Source organism: Actinomadura miaoliensis (assembly GCF_039536785.1).
GTDB lineage: Bacteria > Actinomycetota > Actinomycetes > Streptosporangiales > Streptosporangiaceae > Spirillospora > Spirillospora miaoliensis.
The window spans coordinates 194609-210964 of record NZ_BAAAZG010000025.1; the positions used below are offsets into that span (position 1 = coordinate 194609).

Genomic DNA, 16356 nt, shown 5'->3' on the forward strand with positions numbered 1-16356 from the left:
GATGGCCGGACAGGCGAAACCGATCACGCTGGTGGGCGAGCCCGTGCTGCACCGCCCGTGCCGCACCGTCAAGCACTTCGACGACGAGCTGGCGCGCCTGGTGGACGACATGTTCGCCAGCATGTACGCCGCCGACGGGGTCGGCCTGGCCGCCAACCAGATCGGCGTGGACCTGCGCGTGTTCGTCTACGACTGCCCAGACGAGGACGACCGGCCGCAGAAGGGCGTCGTGGTCAACCCCACGCTCGTCCTGCCCGAGCTCCCCGACCGGCACCTGGACGACGGTGAGGAGGGCTGCCTGTCGGTCCCCGGCGCCCACGCCCCCTTGGCCCGCCCCGACCGGGCCACCTGCCACGGCTTCGACGTCACCGGCGCCCCCGTCACCGTGGAGGGCACCGGCCTGCTGGCCCGCTGCCTGCAACACGAGACCGACCACCTGAACGGCAAGCTCTACATCGACCGCCTGCCGACCCGCGTCCGCAAGCAGATCCTCAAGGACTTCGAGGCCAACCGCCCCTGAGGGCCGGTAAGAGGCTGCCCGTGGTTCAGGCTCCGAGCGGCTCGTCGGCCAGGTAGGGCGGGGCGGGCTCGTACTGCACGTAGCGGCGGACGCGGCGCGCGTGGTCGCGTCCGTGCAGACGCCCCACCAGCCACAGCGCCATGTCGATCCCCGCGGAGACGCCCTGGCTGGTGACCAGGTCGCCGTCGACGACGTAGCGGGCGTCCCGGACGACGGTGACGTCGCCGAGGGCTTCCAGGGTGTCCTCGAACGAGAAGTGCGTGGCCACCCGGCGGCCGCGCGCGACGCCCGACGCGTGCAGCAAGGCGGCTCCCGTGCACACGCTCGTCACCCAGGTGGCCTCGGCGGCGGCCTTGGCGATCCAGCCGGTCACCGCCGGGTTGTGCATCTGGGTCTCGCGGGCGCCGTTGCCGCCGGGGACCAGCAGCACGTCCAGCGGCGGATGGTCGTGGATCGTGTGGTCGGGCAGCACGCGCATGCCCTTGTTGCAGCGGACGGGCCCGTCCTTCTCGGCGATCAGCACGACGGTGTCGGCGTCGTCGCGCAGCATCGAGGACACGGTGAAGATCTCCCACGGCCCGACGAAGTCGAGCTCCTCGGCCCGGTCGAAGATCAGCAGTCCGTAGGTGGTCACAGCGGCTCCCTCGTGGCTCGGAAACGTTCGCGGTAGTCGGACGGCGCCACGCCCACCTGGCGGTGGAACGCACGACGCAGCGTTTCGGCCGTCCCGAAGCCCAGGCGGCGGGCGAGCGCCTCCAGCGGCTCGTCCCCCTCGACCAGGGCCCGCCGGGCGGCCTCCACCCGGACCCGCTCCACGTACGCGGCGGGCGGCATCCCCAGCTCGGCGGTGAACCGGCGTTGCAGGTGCCGGGGGCTGAGTCCGGCGCGGGCGGCCAGGTCGGGGATGCCGTGCCGGGCGCCGGGGTCGGCGTTGACCGCCGCGACGGCCGCCCGGATCGGGTCGGTCGCCGGGCGCACCGCCCACAGCGGCACGCTGAACTGCGACTGGCTGCCCGGACGGCGCAGGAACAACACCAGCTCCCGGGCGACGGTGTGCGCGACGTCGCGGCCGTGGTCGTCCTCCACCAGGGCGAGCGCGAGGTCCATCCCGGCGGTCACGCCCGCCGACGTCCACACCCGCCCGTCCCGGATGTAGATCGGGTCGCAGTCGACGACCGCCTCCGGGTGCTCCGCGCGCAGCTGCGCCTCCCGCCCCCAGTGCGTGGTGACCCGGCGTCCCTCGACGAGCCCCGCCGCCGCCAGCAGGAACACCCCGCTGCACACCGACGTCACCCGCCGCGCCGTCGCGGCCGCCGCACCGACCCATCCGACCAGCGCTTCGTCGTCGCGGGCCTGGTCGACACCGGTGCCGCCGGCCACGACGAGCGTGTCGACGCCGTCCGGCGCCAGGTCGTCCACCCCGTGCGCGGCGTGCACGGGCAGCCCGCTGTGCGTCCGGACGGGCCCGGCGGCGGACGCCACGATCCGGCAGTCGTAGCCGCCACCGGTGAGGCGGCCCGCGTACTGGAACACCTCATGCGGCCCGACCAGGTCGAGGGGCTGGAACCCCTCGTAGATGACGAAGACGACGCGGCGCATGCCCTCCAGGCTGGTCGCCCGCCGTCGATGGCGTCAACGACACGTACCCCACGGATCGCGCCATCGGCCGCCGTCCCCGCCCCCGAAAAAATGCCGCAATAACGGAGTTGACACCGAACGCCTCGATCACGCTAATATTCAGCGCATGGAGCTGTGATTCCTTCCGGGTTGAGCTGACCGCGGCGCATACGCCGCCCGCTCCCCTTCCCTCATCTCACCGGCCGCCAGGTCAAGCCTCTCAGCTGCGCTGACGCCTGCCCGGTGCGTCTTTTCCACCCATCTTCACGGCCGTCCGACGCGTGTCCGCACCGGCCCGCCTCGGCCTGCGCCGACTTGTGTCGGCCTGCGCCGGCCGCTTTTCGAGCCTGCCCGGAGGTAATTCTTCATGCGCGCCATTCACCAGAACCCCGAGTCCGGCGACTTCTTTTCCAACGCCGGGAAAAAGAGCAAGAAGCGCAACAATAACCGCGACCCGAAGGCGGCCGCGTTCGCGCAGCAGCGCCGCAACGCCCGCCGGCTGCCGAACCGCCAGCTCCAGCGCGGTCGCTGACCACCGCCGGGCCGCCCGGGCTCCCCGCCCGGGCGGCCCGCCGTTCCACGGCGAAAGGCCGCGCGCGGGGGCCGGCGCCCCGCCACTGGCGGGGTGGGGTCAGGCCGGGCGGGCGTAGCCGTGCTGGACGAGCCACTGGAGCCATCGGGTGGCCTCCTCGTTGCGGCCCGACTGGGTCAGCATCTCCATCAGCAGGGTGATCGCCTCGACGTCCTCGGTGTCGGCGGCGCGGCGCAGCCACGTCTCGGCCTCGTCGAGACGGCCGGTCTCCTTCAGCAGCCTGCCGAGGTTGCGGAAGGCCGCCGGGACGCCCGCGTCCGCGGCGCCGCGCAGCAGCGGCTCGGCCTCGTCGTAGCGCTGCTGGTCGAGCAGGTCGCGGGCGGCGGCGTTCATCGCGGGCGGGTATCCGGCGTCGGACGCCTTCAGCAGGTACGGGACGCCCTCGCGATAGCGGCCCTGCCCGTTCAGCAGCACGCACAGATTGAACATCGCCGGGACGTGCCCGGCCTCGGCCGCCCGCCGCAGCCACGACTCGGCCCGCTCCGGGTCGTTTTCGACCAGGTCGTTTCCGAGGTTGTACATGGCGTCCCGGTGGCCGTGCTCGGCGGCCCGCCCGTACCAGTCGCGGCTCTCGGCCGCCCGTCCCGTGTCGCCGAGCAGAATGCCCAGGTTGAACATGGCCTGCGGCTCCCCGGCGTCGGCGGCCTGCCGGAGCCACCGCTCCGCCTCGTCCAGCCGTCCCGACTGCGCCAGGAAGACGCCCAGGTTCGTCACCGACAGCGCGCGGCCCGTCTCGGCGGCGGCCCGGTGCCAGCGCTCGGCCTCCTCCATGCGACGCCCGGACGCGCACCACCGGGCCAGCTCCGTCATGGCCACGGGATCGCCCGCCTCGGCGGCCCGCGTGTACCAGCGTTCGGCCTCCTCCGCCTGGCCCGCCCGCTGCGCCGCGTCACCGAGGTGCAGCATCGACTCGGTGTCCCCGGCCTCGGCCGCCCGCCCGAACCACTCGCGCGCCTCGGCGTCCCGCCCGGACTCGGCGTACATGATCGCCAGGTTCACCATCCCGTGGACGACGCCCATCTCCGCCGCCCGGCGGAACATCTCCTCGGCCTCGCCCGCGCGCTGCGGATCGCGCACCAGCAGCGCCCCGAGATTGACGATGGCCTGCGCCTCGCCCGCGTCGGCCGCGGCCCGCAGCCACCGCTCGGCCTCCCCCGTGCGTCCCGCGCCGCCGAGCAGCGTGCCGAGGTACTTCATGGCCATCACATGACCGGCCTCGGCGGCGGTGGCGTACCACCGTTCGGCCTCCTCCACGCGGCCGTCCCGCTCGCACATCAGCCCGAGCTGCGCCTGCGCCTCGGCGTCCCCCGTCTCCGCGGCCACCCGGCACGCCTGCTCCTCATGCCACGTCCTGGTCATGCCGTCCCTTCTCGCGCCCGTCCGGATCCTCCCGGTCTACGACTCCGGCACCCGTGCCCGGGTTCCCCATGATCCGGACACCCAAGGCCACGGTGCGCCCTCGGGCGGGCGGCGCGACGGCGGGACGCGTCCCAGCGCCCGTTCAGGCGAGGCCGAACCGCCGTCGGCTGCTCACCGGGAGCGCGCCGAGGAGCGGAGCAGGGCGTCGAGACGGGTGACGACCGGGCGCCAGTCCTCGGGGAGCCGGTGGCAGCGGGTCGCGCGCCAGTCGCGGTAGGCGAGCGTGTAGGCGAAGTGGTCGGGGATGTCGCACCAGCGGCGCGAGGACGTTCGCGTGGTGACGCCGTCGAGCGTCCGGCGGATGTCGCGGATCTGCGCATGGTCCAGCGTGAATTCGGCGGTACGTCCACGGCCGGTGGTGACCGTTCCGTCCCGATGGACGACGACCGTTTCCTGGACACCGGCGAATCCACCGCTGCGCGCGTAGGAGACGAGCATTCCGGACGACGCCGGCGACGCCAGGGAAAGCGCCGCGACACCCGCGGCGGCAATATATGTGAACATCGATGAAAATACCTCGCACATTTCATGGCGAGTCGTCGGCGTGGAACCCCGCACACCTTCCACGCCGACGACTCGCCGACCCAGCCACCCCGGTGGGTCTTCCCGGGAAGCCTCAGAATTTGAACAGTACGCCGCCGGTGCCCCGGATGGCCGCGCACCGGTTGGAATAGGTCCGGGCGTAGTCCCGCGGCCTGCCCTTCCAGGTACCGTGCGCCCGCACCCGCACGGGCGCGTATTCGAGCGTGCACCGGCCGGGCCGCTCCGGCAGGCGCGCCACGTTTCCGTTGACACGTCGCAGCTGGTCACAGGCCCGTACCGGGTCGGGGTGCGACCCTCCGTCCGGTCCGCACCGCAAGCTGGCGCTCGCGACCCGGCCCGCGCCCTGCACCGGGGCGACGGTCAGCCGGTAGCCGCCGACCGGCTCCGTCGCCTCGGCGGCGGACGGCGCCGCCAACGGAATCGACACCATTCCCCCGATGACGGCCAGCGTCTTCCGCACGCACATGTGGAAACTCCCTGGAATTCGCCTGCCGCGGTCTGCGACGCCCGGCGCGGCGACATCCCGATTTGTGGTCGGGATGTCGCCGCCATGAAGGAGCGACGGCGGTCCGTGTGGCAGTTCCTTCCCACGGATCGGCCCGCCTCCCCGACCTTAGGAAGCCGATCGCCTCCACACAACCGGGAGTTTTGACCGCATACGGTCATCAGATTGATATTTGAACTTCGTTGACCACTTCTGCAAAGTGAGCTGGGGATTCCCTTACTGAGACTTGTCAATGGGACCTTTGTCACTTCCGCCAATGGCCGGTGCGAGCGAGCCCACCGCCTACGATGGTCTGATCGGCCAGCGCCCGGCGACCGGCTTTCTGTGGACACCGTCCACCGCAGACCCCATCACCGCCCACCGCTCACCGAGCGCTGCATGAGAGCGGACGCCTCGTCATGGAGATTGCTCCCGGTCACGGGGCGGAGATGCGCCAGACTCGGATGGTGCCGTCGTCGTGACCTGTCACGACGACGGGCTCGCCGTTGATATCCATGGCGGTCACGGCCGTGGGGGGTTGCTCACCGGGAACGGCCAGTGTGCCGCCGAGCTGTTCGGCACGGGTGAGGTCCCAGATTCGGGGCGGGTCGTCCATGGCCTCGGTGACAGCGACCGCACGCCCGCCGAGCCGGGTGAGGGTGATCCCCTGGATGGTGCCGGCATGGCCGGACAGCGGCCCCCCTGCCGGCCGGCCGGTGGGCAGGTCCCACATCCGCAGTGTGTTGTCGTCGCCGGCGGTGAGGATCACTGCGCGACCGGCCACCTCGGTCAGGGCGACGGTGTGGACGGGGGCGCCGATCTGTCTGGGGCCGCCTACGGCCTCCCCGGTGAGGGCGTCCCAAACTTCGAGGTGGGGGTCGTGGCCGCCGGTGACGGCAAGCGGGCGGCCATCCACCACGGCGGCGGCCATCGCGCCGTTGTAGCTGCCCCGGATCTCCGCGACGCGTTCGCCGGACGCGAGCACCGAAACGAGCAGCACGCCGTCCTCACTGCTGCTGAGCACCAGCGGTCCGCGCTCGGAGGGGACGGTGGCCAGGGCGGTGACGCCGAGACCGTGCCCGGTCATGGTCTTGCCGATCTTCTCACCGGTGGCCAGGTCCCAGCAGCGGACGGCGCCGCCCATGTAGTCCTCGCCCAGCAGGGAAGTGAGGTCGAACCGGCCGCCGCCGGTCACCAGCACCGGGTGGCCGTCGAGACTCGTCGCGGTCAGCAGGGAGACGACCTCGTACGCGTCCGCCTCGCCCTTCTCGTCTTCGAAATCCTCGTCGTCCCAGATGGTTCCCTCGGCGTCGGGGACCGGGTCATCGGGCGCGGCGCTGTCGAGATCGATGGGGTGTCCGACGCGTTCGCCCGTGGTCAGGTCGCAGGTCCACAGGGAGCCGTCGCCGTGTTTGCCGATCACCGCCGGGGCGCCGTCCAGGACGAGAGGGGCGAGGGCGTGGACGGCACCGCCGTCCGGGTCGGGGAAGGTCTTCAGGATTCGGTGATCAGCCATGCGCCGGACCGTAGACCACGGCACCGACATGATCAGCGGAATGTGAAAGCCCATCGCATGGCGCATCCGTCCGCCTGGAATCCACCGACCGCCGCCCTCTCCGGGCGTTCCCCTAGGACGTCGATCCGGAGCGGCCTGCGGCCTCCCCGGTGAGCGCGGGTCGTGGCCACCGATGACGCCGAGACCGTGCCCGCGTCACGTCGTACCGTTCACTGCCACGATTTCGCGGGTCCCGGCCGGCCTTCCCCCGTGGACAGGGCCGTCACGGCCCCGTCCAGGCCGGCCGGAACCCGCGCCGCAGGCCGCGTTGCGCCGACGCGATCAGCGGAAGCGGCCCTGCGGGCAGGTGCCCAGGCACGGAGGACTGCGGCGCCGTCACCGGCCACGCCGTATGGCGCGCCGACGGCTCGCGGTCCGGCAGGCACCTGGGCGGTCAATCAGCCGGTTCCGTCGTTGACCCACAGGACCCAGGCGGGCCCTCCGGCGTCCGGATGACCGGGCGAGTACGAGCACCAGGCCCCGGTCGAGCCGTCGCGGATCGTGGCCGCGTCGGACTCACATGCCTGCCGTCCCGCCTCGGTCGGCGCGTAGTACCTGGCCGGATAGATGCCCTGTGCCGAGTAGTCACGGCCGGCCGGTTCCGTGTCGGCCGCCGCTGCTCCCGCCGCGATCACCGACGAGCCGATCGACAGGGCCGTCCCGGTGAGCAGGGTGGCAGCGAAGATCTTGAGCTTCATGTGCGCCTTTCTGGTGGCTGCGACAACACGGACATCGCGCGCAACGCCGAAGCCGAACCTAGTGATCGTCGCTTGCGACTCGGCAACAGCTCACTTACGACACCCAGAAAGGGACAGCCCGTGAGATCTCGGTGGCCGGCCGGTTCTGATCGCGGTGAGGGCGCGTCCGGCGGACGGTGGGCGCGATCTCGGCCTCTTGGCCGATCCGGGGGCGGGTCTGAGGGCGGCGGAACGTGGCCGCTCCGCGGACTGCCTAGAGGGCGCGGTCATCCGCCGGCGCGATCGAGGAGGGGGGTCGTCGCTGAGCGGCGGGCTCAGCCACCAGATCATGGCGCCGTACGCGTCGCGTACGGACGTGGGGATCGGCGTAACGAAGTCGCCGGGCGGTTCGGCGGCCTCCTGCCCGGCCCAGGCGCCGCGCCGACGGCTTGGACGCGGCGGAGGGCGCCTGGGCGTGGGACGCGAACGCCGTCTCTCGCAACCATCGGCTGCGAGAGACGGCGCAGGGGGTGGACGTCAGAACCGGAGTTTGGACAGATAGTCGTAGCTGTTGCGGGCGCTCGCGAAGGGGTCAGCCGGCCGGTCGTGTTCGACCAGCCACTGCTTGACGCCGCCGCGCCGGGCCGACCGGAACATCGCCGCGAAGTCGAGGACCCCGGAGCCGACGTCGGCGAAGTCGCCGTCGGGCGCCATGTCCTTCACGTGCAGGGCCGGGAAACGGCGGGGATGGTCGGTGAAGTAGTCGGCCGGGTTCCCGCCGAGCTTCGCCGCCCAGTAGAGGTCGAGTTCGAAGCCGACGAGCGCCGGGTCGGTCTCCTTCAGCAGGATGTCGTAGAGCACCTCGCCTTCCACGGTCCTGTGGTCGGCGTCGTGGTTGTGGAAGAGCAGCTTGAGCCCGGCCCGCCGCGCGGCCAGCCCCGCCTCGTTGAAGAGCCGGGCGGCCTCCCGGTATCCCGCCGGGGTGCCCATCGACCCCGGCAGGCTCGGGATGACGATCCACCTGCCACCCAGCGTGCGGACGTCTTCGAGGGCCTGCTCCCACCCGCCGTTGGTGATCGTGGTGAAGCTGACGTGTTCGAGGACGGCCTTGAGCCCGGTCGCGTCCAGCATGCGCCGGATCTGTGCGGCGTCGTGGCCGTGCCGGCCGCTCACCCCGACGGTGGCGTACCCGATGGCGGCGAGCTTCTCGAGGGTGCCCGCGAAGTCCTGGGCCAGCGGAGTGCGCATCGTGTAGAGGTGCATGCCGATGGCGCTGGGGGGAATGCGCCGCTTGCCCCTGTCGGCGTCGCCGAGTTCCTCGGCGTGCGCCGCCGTCGCGCCCGCGGTCAGCGTGGCCGCCGCGGCGGCACCGAGCGTCGCTCCGAGGAACGCGCGCCGCTTCAGACCCCTCTCGCCGGAGTCCCGTCCGTTCATGCTCCGCCACCTCTCCGTGTGAGCGTGTGATCCTTCGATGGCCGAGGGGACATGTCAGGTGACCCTGACCTGGACCGCGCCGGTGGTCGTGTCGCCTTTGTCGTCGGTGACGGTCAGGTGAACGGTGTAGGTCCCCTTCCTCGGATAGGTGTGGCTCGCGCCGGCCCCGCCGTCCGCCGACGCGCCGTCGCCGAAGCTCCAGTGGTAGGCAGCGGCGGTTCGTCCCGGCGGCAGTTTCACGTTGCTCGCGAGTGACACGGTGAGGGGTGCGGCGCCCTCGGCGGGCGTCGCCGTCACGGCCACGTTGCCGGTGGGACGCTTCTCGACGCCGGGTCCGTTGAAGTGCAGCCAGTCGAGCGCGAGGAGGTCGGGCTTGTCGGCCGACCAGTCCGGGTTGGTGAAGACCACGTAGAGCTTCACGGTCCGCCCGGGATCGGTGAGCTTGACGGTCGGGGACACCACGTTGCCCCAGCCGCCGGTGTTCGGGATGGTCGCCTTGCCGAGCAGCGGCCCGGTGGGCGAGTCGGCGCGGAACTCGACGTCACCGCCGAGGCCGCCCGACGCCGCGCCGACGGTGACGGACGCGATGCCCTTGAGGTGCGCGGGGTCGAGGGTGATCCAGTCCCCGTGCTCGATCTCGGTGAGCCGCCTGCCGCCGGACGCGTCGGACCGGCTGCCGATCTGCACGCCGCCGCCTTCGCCGCCCGTGCCGGTGTAGTGCTCGGCCTCCCGGAACTTGGGCCGCAGGCTCAACGCCGCCGATCCGATGAGGCTCGGCACCCCGGGCGCGCCCTTGTCCTCGTACTGCGCGCTGATCGCGTAGTACAGGTTCTGGCCCGGGCCGTGGCTGTCACCGGGGTCGGTGACGATCTCGCCCGCGCACCCGGTGTAGTTGTCCAGGGGGTGCAGGTGGTTGTCGTGGCCGAGCTGCGACTGGACGACCACCCGGTCACAGTCGATGGTGCGGTCCTCGGGATCCGTCACCTTGATCTTGAACGGGACGGTGTCGCCGAAGTCGAACATCCCGCCGTTCGGCGGGCTGACGATGGTCACCTTGGGCCGGGAGTTGCCGACCGTGATGTCCTGGACGGCGACGCCGCTGAGGCCGTTGCTCTCGACCGTCAGGCGGGCGGCGAACTGGCCCTCGGTGGTGTAGGTGTGCGTCGGGTTCGCCTCGGTGGAGTCGGTGGTGCCGTCACCGTCGAAGTCCCACGCGTAGCTGATCGGTTTGCCGTCGGGCGACGCGGAACCCTCGCTGGAGAACCGCACCGTCAGCGGCGCCGGACCCGAGTCCGGAGTGGCGGAGACCTTCGCGACCGGCGGCCGTCCGTCAGCGACGTAGTCGATGCGGTAGATGCCGGCGCCGTTGTTGCTGCCGCCGCGTCCGGTCCCGCTGCCCTCACCGAAGTCGATCACATAGAGCGAGCCGTCCGGCCCGAAGTGCGCCTCGAACGGCTGGATCCAGGACATGTCGGGGAACACGGTGTTGATCGACTGAAGGTCGCCCTTGCGCGCGGGGGCGAAACGCGGATCGGTGAAGGTCTGGTCGTTCTGCTGGACGGAGAACGTCTTGAACCACCGGCGGGTGAGCTCGAAGGTGAGCCACTTGCCCTCGAAGTACTCGGGGAACTTGGTCTTGCGCGGGTTGGCCGGGTCGTAGTCGTACACCGGGCCGCTCATCGGGCCGCCGCCCCCGGTGCCGAGTTCGGGGAACTCCGCCGAGGCCGAGTAGGCGTACCACACCAGCGCGGGCTGAGCCGGGGGCAGATCGCGCAGGCCGGTGTTGTTGGGCGAGTCGTTGACGAGAGCCGAGCAGTCGAACTTCGCGCCCGAGGTCTGGGTCGCGAAGTCGTAGTCGTTGAAGGGGGTGTTGTTCCCCACGCAGTACGGCCAGCCGTAGTTCCCCGCCTTGGTGATGCGGTTGAACTCGACGGTCCCCTCCGGGCCGCGGTCGGGGTCGGCCTGGCGGGCGTCCGGCCCGTAGTCGGCGACTAGCAGCGCGCCGGTCAGCGGATCGACCGTGATCCGGAACGGGTTGCGCATCCCCATCGCGTAGATCTCGGCCCGGGTCCTGGCGGTGCCGGGCTGGAAGAGGTTGCCCTCGGGGACGTCGTACGTGCCGTCCGCCTGCGGCGTGATCCGCAGGATCTTGCCGCGCAGGTCGTTGGTGTTGCCCGCGGTGCCCTGCGCGTCCCACGCGCGGCGGCCCTCGCGCTCGTCGATCGGGGCGAAGCCGTCGGAGGCGAAGGGATCGGTGTTGTCGCCGGTCGCGACGTAGAGGTTCCCCTTGGTGTCAAAGGTGAGCGAGCCGGCCATGTGCACGTTGGCCCGTCCCTCACCACGCCAGGTGGGGATCGTCAGCAGCACCTTCTGCGACGCGGGGTCGACCTTGTCGCCGGACACGGTGAACCGCGACAGGTTGATGTGTTTCTCGACCTTGTCGGAGTGCAGCAGGTAGACCCAGTTGTTCTCGGCGAACCCGGGATCGAGGGCGAGCCCGAGCAGCCCGTCGGACTGACTGGTCATCTCCGGCGAGTAGTCGAAGTCCAGGGCGGTGGTGACCTTCAGCGAGTCCTGGTCGACGACCTTGAGCTCGCCGGTCCGCTGGATGTAGAAGACCCGCCGGTCGGGCGCGACCGCCAGTTCGAACGGGTCGGCGAGGTCGTCGGTCACCAGCGGCACCCGCTGGAAGTTCCCGGTCTGGGTGGCCGCGCAGTCACCGGCGGCGGCTCCGGCCGCCCAGGTGATGCCGCCGAGCAGATGACGCAGGAACAGCGGTTCGGAGAACGCGGAACTCGCATGGCCGCCGGCGGTGTACCAGGAGCGGCCGCCGTCGTAGCGCTGGCACCAGGAGTAGGGGTGGTCGACGCCCTCGTCCAGGCCGTCGATCCCGTCCCGCACCTTGATCTGGGCGAGCGTGTGGACCTTGCCGGTCGGGTTGGTGCGCCAGTTGTACCACTCCTCGGTGCGCTCCCACAGTTCGGGAAGCCCCTTGGTGGAGGGGTGCGCCTGGTCCAGAACCTTGATCCGGCCGGTCTGGACGGCCGGGTGGCTGTCGAAGATCGCGCCGACCAGGCCCTCGTACCAGTCCCAGTCGCGCTCGCTGTCGGCCGCCGAGTGCAGGCCGACCCAGCCGCCCCCGCCGCGGACGAACTTCTGCAGCGCGGCCCGCTGGTCGGCGTTGAGCAGATCACCCTTCTCGGGTGAGGAGTTGGTGTTGTTGAAGACGATCGCCTGGAATCGTGCGAGGTTGTCGTCGGTGAAGGCGCCGGCGTCGTCCGTCACCTCCACCTCGAAGCCGTGCTCGGCGCCGAGCTGGCGCACGGCGGCGATTCCGGCCGGGATGGACTCATGCCGATAGTTCGTGACCTTGGAGAAGACGAGCACGCGGAACTGCGGAGCCTCGGCGCGGGCGGGGGCCACCCCGATGCCGAGGACGAGTGCCAGCAGGACTGTGATGACGGCGAACGGGGACAGGGGACGGCGGACGAGGGAGCTCATGGGCGCTCTCAAGGGGGTGGGGGCGGACGCTCATGGATGGAGTGCGGACGCTCGTTGAGAAAACGCTTTCCCGTCTGTTCTGCCCCAAAGTAAAGCTTCTGACCCGAAAACGGTCAATAGGGATCTTTCGCCGCCCCCGTCCCCCCGACCACGCCAACGCCCCCCGCCCCCCGTCCCGCCGCAACGCCCCCCACCCACCAGAGACCACCAGCCAGGCACGCCGGCCCCGTGCCCGCAAGGCGACCAGCACCCCCACCCGACCCCCACCAGCAACACCGTCGGCCCGGACCCCACATCCACCTGAGCACAGCGCCTTCAACCGCCCCCTCGATCCCAGGCCACACGCGGAGACGTGTCGAGGCGGCGAGCGGGAAGTGACCGGCCCGCCCGGTCGATTTCGTAGGGGCACCGTCGTGTCGCATCGCATGGCACGGCGGTTCGGCCGGTCCCTCCAACGGCACCTGCGGAGCGTGTCGGGGCTGGGGTGACCGGCACGCCCGGTCGAATTCGCCGGGGCATTGGCGGGTCGTGTGTCGCATCGCGCGTGACACGGCGGCGCCTGCCGGCCCTCCCACGGCCACGCGCGGAGCGTGTCAGGCTGGGCGCTGGGGTGACCAGCCCGCCCGGCAAAACCGCCGGGGACACCGTCGGGCCGGGCTTCACACACACGTGGACAGCGACGGCCTCAGCCCGCCCACCCGAGGCCACCTGCCGGGTGGGGCGGGGCTGGGGACGCGAGGTGACCGGCGCGCCCGGCAAATGGGCCGGGGCATTGGCGGGTCGTGTGTGCATCGCGCGTGGGACGGCGGTTTCGGGCGGGCCGCCCGAGGCCATGTGCGGGGTGGGCGGGGGTTGGGGGCGGGGGGTGACCGGCGCGCCCGGCGAGTGCGTCGGGGCGCCGGTCGGTGTGGCCCGCAGGTCGGCGGGCGGCGTGGCCCGCACCCTGCGCGTCCCTTTTTGGGGCAGCGCGCATTGACCGTTTGTAGTGATCGAAATGGTTATCGGACGCGGCTGTGCGTCCGGTTTCCCGAGGGGTCAGGAGGGGTTGAAGCCGACGGCTTTCAGGAGGGAGACCTGACCCGTGTCGAGGCTGTAGTACGTGCCGGCGATGCCGAGCTCGCCCTTCTCGATGAGCGACGCGAGGACGTCGTCGGCGGCCAGGTCGTTGACCGTGCGGAGCGTGTGCGCGCGGACCGTCTTGTCGACGATGTCGCCGCCCTGTCCGGCGGCTTCTTCGTAGGCTCCCCGCAGCGCGCTCACGATCTCGTCCAGGTGCCCCGGAAGGTGATGGCCGCTCTCGATCGCCTCGACGGCGGCCTTGACCGCGCCGCAGCGCTGATGGCCCATCACGACGATCAGGGGGGTGCCGTTCTCCACCGGGCCGTACTCGATCGACGCGGTGACCAGGCCGTCGACCGTGTGCGCCCCGGTGCGGAGGCAGAACAGGTCGCCGATTCCCTGGTCGAACACGATCTCCGGAGAGATGCGGGAGTCGATGCAGGTCACGACCGCGGCGAAGGGGGACTGGGCCTGCGCCACCTCCGTACGCCGCTGGACGGTCTGGTGGGGGTGCTGGAGTCTGCCGGCGATCCAGTGGCGGTTTCCTCGCCACAGCTTCGCCCACGCCTGCGCCGGGGTGAGCTTGACGGGCGAGGAAGAGGCCGCCGGGCTGGGATTCGTCGCCGCCTGGGCGGCGCCGGTGCCCGCCGTCGCCACCGCTCCTAACGTGGCCAGACCGGTCCAGAGTGCTCCTCTGCGCGAGTACTCACGCATTGCTGTCGTCCATCCTTTCGACAGGCCGACTTGTTCGATGAGTTTCGGCAGGCCGGAGCAAGCCTGCCCGGGGTGGGGCGGCCTGGCCGAAAATGACCGCCTTACTTTATAGCGATCTTTTGGCCGTCGACTTACCTACTACTTGTTTTGTATAGATCTGCCAGCTCACCCCGTTCATCGCGCGCCGCACCACCCGGCTTGGGCGTTGATTCGTCACCGTTGGTAGCGAATGAACAACGAAGCGCCGATCAGAATCGCATTCAGTGATAAAGTGCATGCGGAAAGCATCCGTCGGCTCGTGGTGAGCACTTCCGGTTCCAGCGCCGGGAGTGGCGACTATGCGGACATTTGCCAAATCGGCGAATGCGCCCCCCTGGGCCTCGTTGCGTAGTCCCGTGCCGATCGCGGCCGCACAGTGAGAGCCCAGGCCGGCACCCTGGAAGGTGAGGCCGTCGTGAGACGGACGCAAGGGCCGCGGCCTCGGGTGCTCCGCAAGGCCGGGCACCGGTAGCTGCACGGCGCCGTCACCCAAGGCGTGCCTGGTGGAGAACCCAGTCCACCGCCGCGCGCCGTGGTCTCCGCACAGACCACGGCGCGCGCCGGTCAGGTCAGCATCAGGACGACCGCGTCACCTGCCTTGGCGGCGGCACCGAAGAAGCGCGTCAGCTCGTCGTAGCGGCACCGCAGGGCGTCCAGGTCGAACGGGACGTCCGCCTCGGCCGCCGGGACGAGATAGATCTCTGCGGCAAGCATGGCGGGGAGGTCATAGTGACGGGCGAGATCGTCGAACGGGGTGGCGGCGAGGAAGGCGCCCGCCTCGGCGACCTCCGAGGGTGTCAGGTAACGCGCGGGCCCGAAGTCCGTCTCGTCGTCCAGCGGAAGTTCGGCCCCTCCGTGGATGACGTCGATCGTCATGCCGCCGTGGGCGCGCAGGAGGTAGTGGAGCTTGTCCCATGACTTCTCGATGCTGAAGTAGGGCGCCTCCTCGGGAGGGAGCGGTTCCTCATAGGCCCAGGCATCGGCGAGGTCGTCGAGGCGCTTCTGTGCCCAGGCGGGGTCGCTCCGCGAACGCTGCAGGGCGGCTGGGGAGAGACGTGCGTACTGGCGATGGAGTCCCACCGTGCGGACGTTAACCGGGGGTGGTGACAGGCCGGGCGCGTCAGCTTCTGAGGAATGTGGTGACTTCGGACAGCAGCTGGGAGCGGCCGCGTGCGGGGCGGTCCAGGTGGACGTGGTGGATGGCGCCCGGCAGCGTGACGGCGCGGGTCCGGGGAGCGCCGGTGAGGTGGTCCATCAGGCGGGTGACGTCCTCGGGACGGGACCAGAAGTCGCGTTCGCTGCGGACGACCAGGGTGCGGGCGTCGATCAGGCTGGCGTCCCAGAACTGGCGTCCCTGGGCGAGGTAGAAGGCGTCGACCAGGGGGCCGGTGGGGTTGCGGAAGCCGGGCGGGTCGCGGTCGTCGCTGGTGGGGTCGGCGCGGAGGGCCTCGCGCTGGTAGGCGGCGCGGACGTGGGGGTCGCGCCACTGGTCCTTGTCGGGGATGGGGATGTCCTGGTCCCAGCGTGCGGTCAGGCTGTCGGCGGTGACGGCGCGCCAGGCGGGCATGGGACGCGGGTGGCCGGGACGGTCCGGGTCCTCGTACTCGTCCTGCAGCGACCAGCGGGACGTGCCCGAGTACAGGGAGTTGTGGACGACCAGGTCGGAGACCTTCTCCGAGTGGAGCGAGGCGTACATGCCCGCCCAGTGGCCGCCGGTCGCCCAGCCGTACACCGCCACCTCGGGGACGCGGGCGCGCGAGCGGACGAGGTCGACGGCCGCGTCCACGTCCCGAACGGCCTCGTTGGAGCGCACGGCGGGCGGGTTGGCGGACGGGTCCTGGGTGAACGAGCGCGGGTAGGTCGAGCGGCCGTATCCGCGCACGTCCATGACGTAGACGGGGTGTCCGGCGCGGGCGATGTCGCCGGCCAGTGAGCCGCCGGGCACCGGCAGGTCGAAGGTGGCGACGCCGCCGGGCCGGGCGCCGTGCACCAGCAGCACCGGGACCTTGCCGGTGTGGCGGCGCGGCAGCACCTCGCGGACGAAGATGCCGCCGCGGGCGTGCAGGTCGCGGCGGCGGAGACCGTCGTCGGACGTGGACGCGGCGGATGTGGTGGCGGGCGCGGAGGGCGAGCCGGCGAGGGCCAGGCCTCCGGTGAGCGCGAGCGCCAGGCCGAGCGCGAGCGGGCGTCTCAAGGGAGCAC

At 71.3% G+C, this 16356-nt stretch carries 14 protein-coding genes; 2 read left to right on the top strand and 12 right to left on the bottom strand.

Going from position 1 to position 16356, the window contains the following annotated elements:
* Nucleotide 1 precedes the first annotated feature (1 nt).
* On the top strand, nucleotides 2-520 hold the full coding sequence (gene def, locus ABD811_RS20025; protein WP_344949618.1) for a peptide deformylase: 519 nt from the start codon (nucleotides 2-4) through the stop codon (nucleotides 518-520).
* A gap of 25 nt (nucleotides 521-545) precedes the next feature.
* On the opposite strand, the gene ABD811_RS20030 is transcribed toward def, so the two are convergent.
* Together ABD811_RS20030 and ABD811_RS20035 are read right to left on the bottom strand one after the other, a co-directional pair.
* Nucleotides 546-1154, bottom strand: a complete 609-nt coding sequence (locus ABD811_RS20030) for a DJ-1/PfpI family protein (protein WP_344949621.1) — start codon at nucleotides 1152-1154, stop codon at nucleotides 546-548.
* The gene (locus ABD811_RS20035; protein ID WP_344949624.1) at nucleotides 1151-2119 is read right to left on the bottom strand and encodes a GlxA family transcriptional regulator; all 969 of its coding nucleotides are present in this window, start codon (nucleotides 2117-2119) and stop codon (nucleotides 1151-1153) included. The genes ABD811_RS20030 and ABD811_RS20035 overlap by 4 nt, the downstream gene beginning before the upstream one ends.
* A 385-nt stretch (nucleotides 2120-2504) precedes the next feature.
* Here ABD811_RS20035 and ABD811_RS20040 point away from each other — a divergent pair, with 385 nt between their 5' ends.
* Complete coding sequence (locus ABD811_RS20040; protein WP_344949627.1) at nucleotides 2505-2669, top strand: hypothetical protein; 165 nt, start codon at nucleotides 2505-2507, stop codon at nucleotides 2667-2669.
* A 99-nt stretch (nucleotides 2670-2768) separates the two neighbouring features.
* On the opposite strand, the gene ABD811_RS20045 is transcribed toward ABD811_RS20040, so the two are convergent.
* From ABD811_RS20045 to ABD811_RS20090, 10 genes are all read right to left on the bottom strand, one after another.
* Nucleotides 2769-4088, bottom strand: coding sequence for an SEL1-like repeat protein (locus tag ABD811_RS20045; protein ID WP_344949630.1), 1320 nt, complete (start codon nucleotides 4086-4088; stop codon nucleotides 2769-2771).
* 171 nt (nucleotides 4089-4259) lie between these two features.
* The gene (locus ABD811_RS20050) at nucleotides 4260-4652 is read right to left on the bottom strand and encodes a hypothetical protein (RefSeq protein WP_344949633.1); all 393 of its coding nucleotides are present in this window, start codon (nucleotides 4650-4652) and stop codon (nucleotides 4260-4262) included.
* 112 nt (nucleotides 4653-4764) lie between these two features.
* Nucleotides 4765-5157 (bottom strand): SSI family serine proteinase inhibitor, encoded by a 393-nt coding sequence (locus ABD811_RS20055; RefSeq protein WP_344949636.1) that lies wholly within the window; start codon nucleotides 5155-5157, stop codon nucleotides 4765-4767.
* 454 nt (nucleotides 5158-5611) lie between these two features.
* Nucleotides 5612-6691 (bottom strand): WD40 repeat domain-containing protein, encoded by a 1080-nt coding sequence (locus ABD811_RS20060; RefSeq protein WP_344949639.1) that lies wholly within the window; start codon nucleotides 6689-6691, stop codon nucleotides 5612-5614.
* A 437-nt stretch (nucleotides 6692-7128) separates the two neighbouring features.
* A complete protein-coding gene (locus ABD811_RS20065) occupies nucleotides 7129-7428 on the bottom strand; it encodes a hypothetical protein (RefSeq protein WP_344949642.1) in 300 nt (99 codons plus the stop codon).
* 516 nt (nucleotides 7429-7944) lie between these two features.
* Nucleotides 7945-8841: a sugar phosphate isomerase/epimerase family protein gene (locus ABD811_RS20070; RefSeq protein ID WP_344949645.1), complete on the bottom strand. Its 897-nt coding sequence runs from the start codon at nucleotides 8839-8841 to the stop codon at nucleotides 7945-7947.
* 54 nt (nucleotides 8842-8895) lie between these two features.
* The gene (locus ABD811_RS20075) at nucleotides 8896-12342 is read right to left on the bottom strand and encodes a ThuA domain-containing protein (RefSeq protein ID WP_344949648.1); all 3447 of its coding nucleotides are present in this window, start codon (nucleotides 12340-12342) and stop codon (nucleotides 8896-8898) included.
* Nucleotides 12343-13377: 1035 nt separating this feature from the next.
* Nucleotides 13378-14115 (bottom strand): carbonic anhydrase, encoded by a 738-nt coding sequence (locus ABD811_RS20080; RefSeq protein ID WP_344949651.1) that lies wholly within the window; start codon nucleotides 14113-14115, stop codon nucleotides 13378-13380.
* A 603-nt stretch (nucleotides 14116-14718) separates the two neighbouring features.
* Nucleotides 14719-15234 carry a YfbM family protein gene (locus ABD811_RS20085; protein ID WP_344949654.1) on the bottom strand — a complete coding sequence of 172 codons (516 nt, stop codon included), beginning with the start codon at nucleotides 15232-15234 and terminating at the stop codon, nucleotides 14719-14721.
* A gap of 40 nt (nucleotides 15235-15274) precedes the next feature.
* A complete protein-coding gene (locus tag ABD811_RS20090; protein WP_344949657.1) occupies nucleotides 15275-16348 on the bottom strand; it encodes an alpha/beta fold hydrolase in 1074 nt (357 codons plus the stop codon).
* Nucleotides 16349-16356 lie beyond the last annotated feature (8 nt).

What these genes read in the sequence shown, in the direction of transcription:
- def (WP_344949618.1), top strand. Translation starts at nt 2, where the DNA reads ATGGCCGGACAGGCGAAACCGATCACGCTGGTGGGCGAGCCCGTGCTG.
- ABD811_RS20035 (WP_344949624.1), bottom strand. Translation starts at nt 2,119, where the DNA reads ATGCGCCGCGTCGTCTTCGTCATCTACGAGGGGTTCCAGCCCCTCGAC.
- ABD811_RS20040 (WP_344949627.1), top strand. Translation starts at nt 2,505, where the DNA reads ATGCGCGCCATTCACCAGAACCCCGAGTCCGGCGACTTCTTTTCCAAC.
- ABD811_RS20045 (WP_344949630.1), bottom strand. Translation starts at nt 4,088, where the DNA reads ATGACCAGGACGTGGCATGAGGAGCAGGCGTGCCGGGTGGCCGCGGAG.
- ABD811_RS20050 (WP_344949633.1), bottom strand. Translation starts at nt 4,652, where the DNA reads ATGTTCACATATATTGCCGCCGCGGGTGTCGCGGCGCTTTCCCTGGCG.
- ABD811_RS20055 (WP_344949636.1), bottom strand. Translation starts at nt 5,157, where the DNA reads ATGTGCGTGCGGAAGACGCTGGCCGTCATCGGGGGAATGGTGTCGATT.
- ABD811_RS20060 (WP_344949639.1), bottom strand. Translation starts at nt 6,691, where the DNA reads ATGGCTGATCACCGAATCCTGAAGACCTTCCCCGACCCGGACGGCGGT.
- ABD811_RS20065 (WP_344949642.1), bottom strand. Translation starts at nt 7,428, where the DNA reads ATGAAGCTCAAGATCTTCGCTGCCACCCTGCTCACCGGGACGGCCCTG.
- ABD811_RS20070 (WP_344949645.1), bottom strand. Translation starts at nt 8,841, where the DNA reads ATGAACGGACGGGACTCCGGCGAGAGGGGTCTGAAGCGGCGCGCGTTC.
- ABD811_RS20075 (WP_344949648.1), bottom strand. Translation starts at nt 12,342, where the DNA reads ATGAGCTCCCTCGTCCGCCGTCCCCTGTCCCCGTTCGCCGTCATCACA.
- ABD811_RS20080 (WP_344949651.1), bottom strand. Translation starts at nt 14,115, where the DNA reads ATGCGTGAGTACTCGCGCAGAGGAGCACTCTGGACCGGTCTGGCCACG.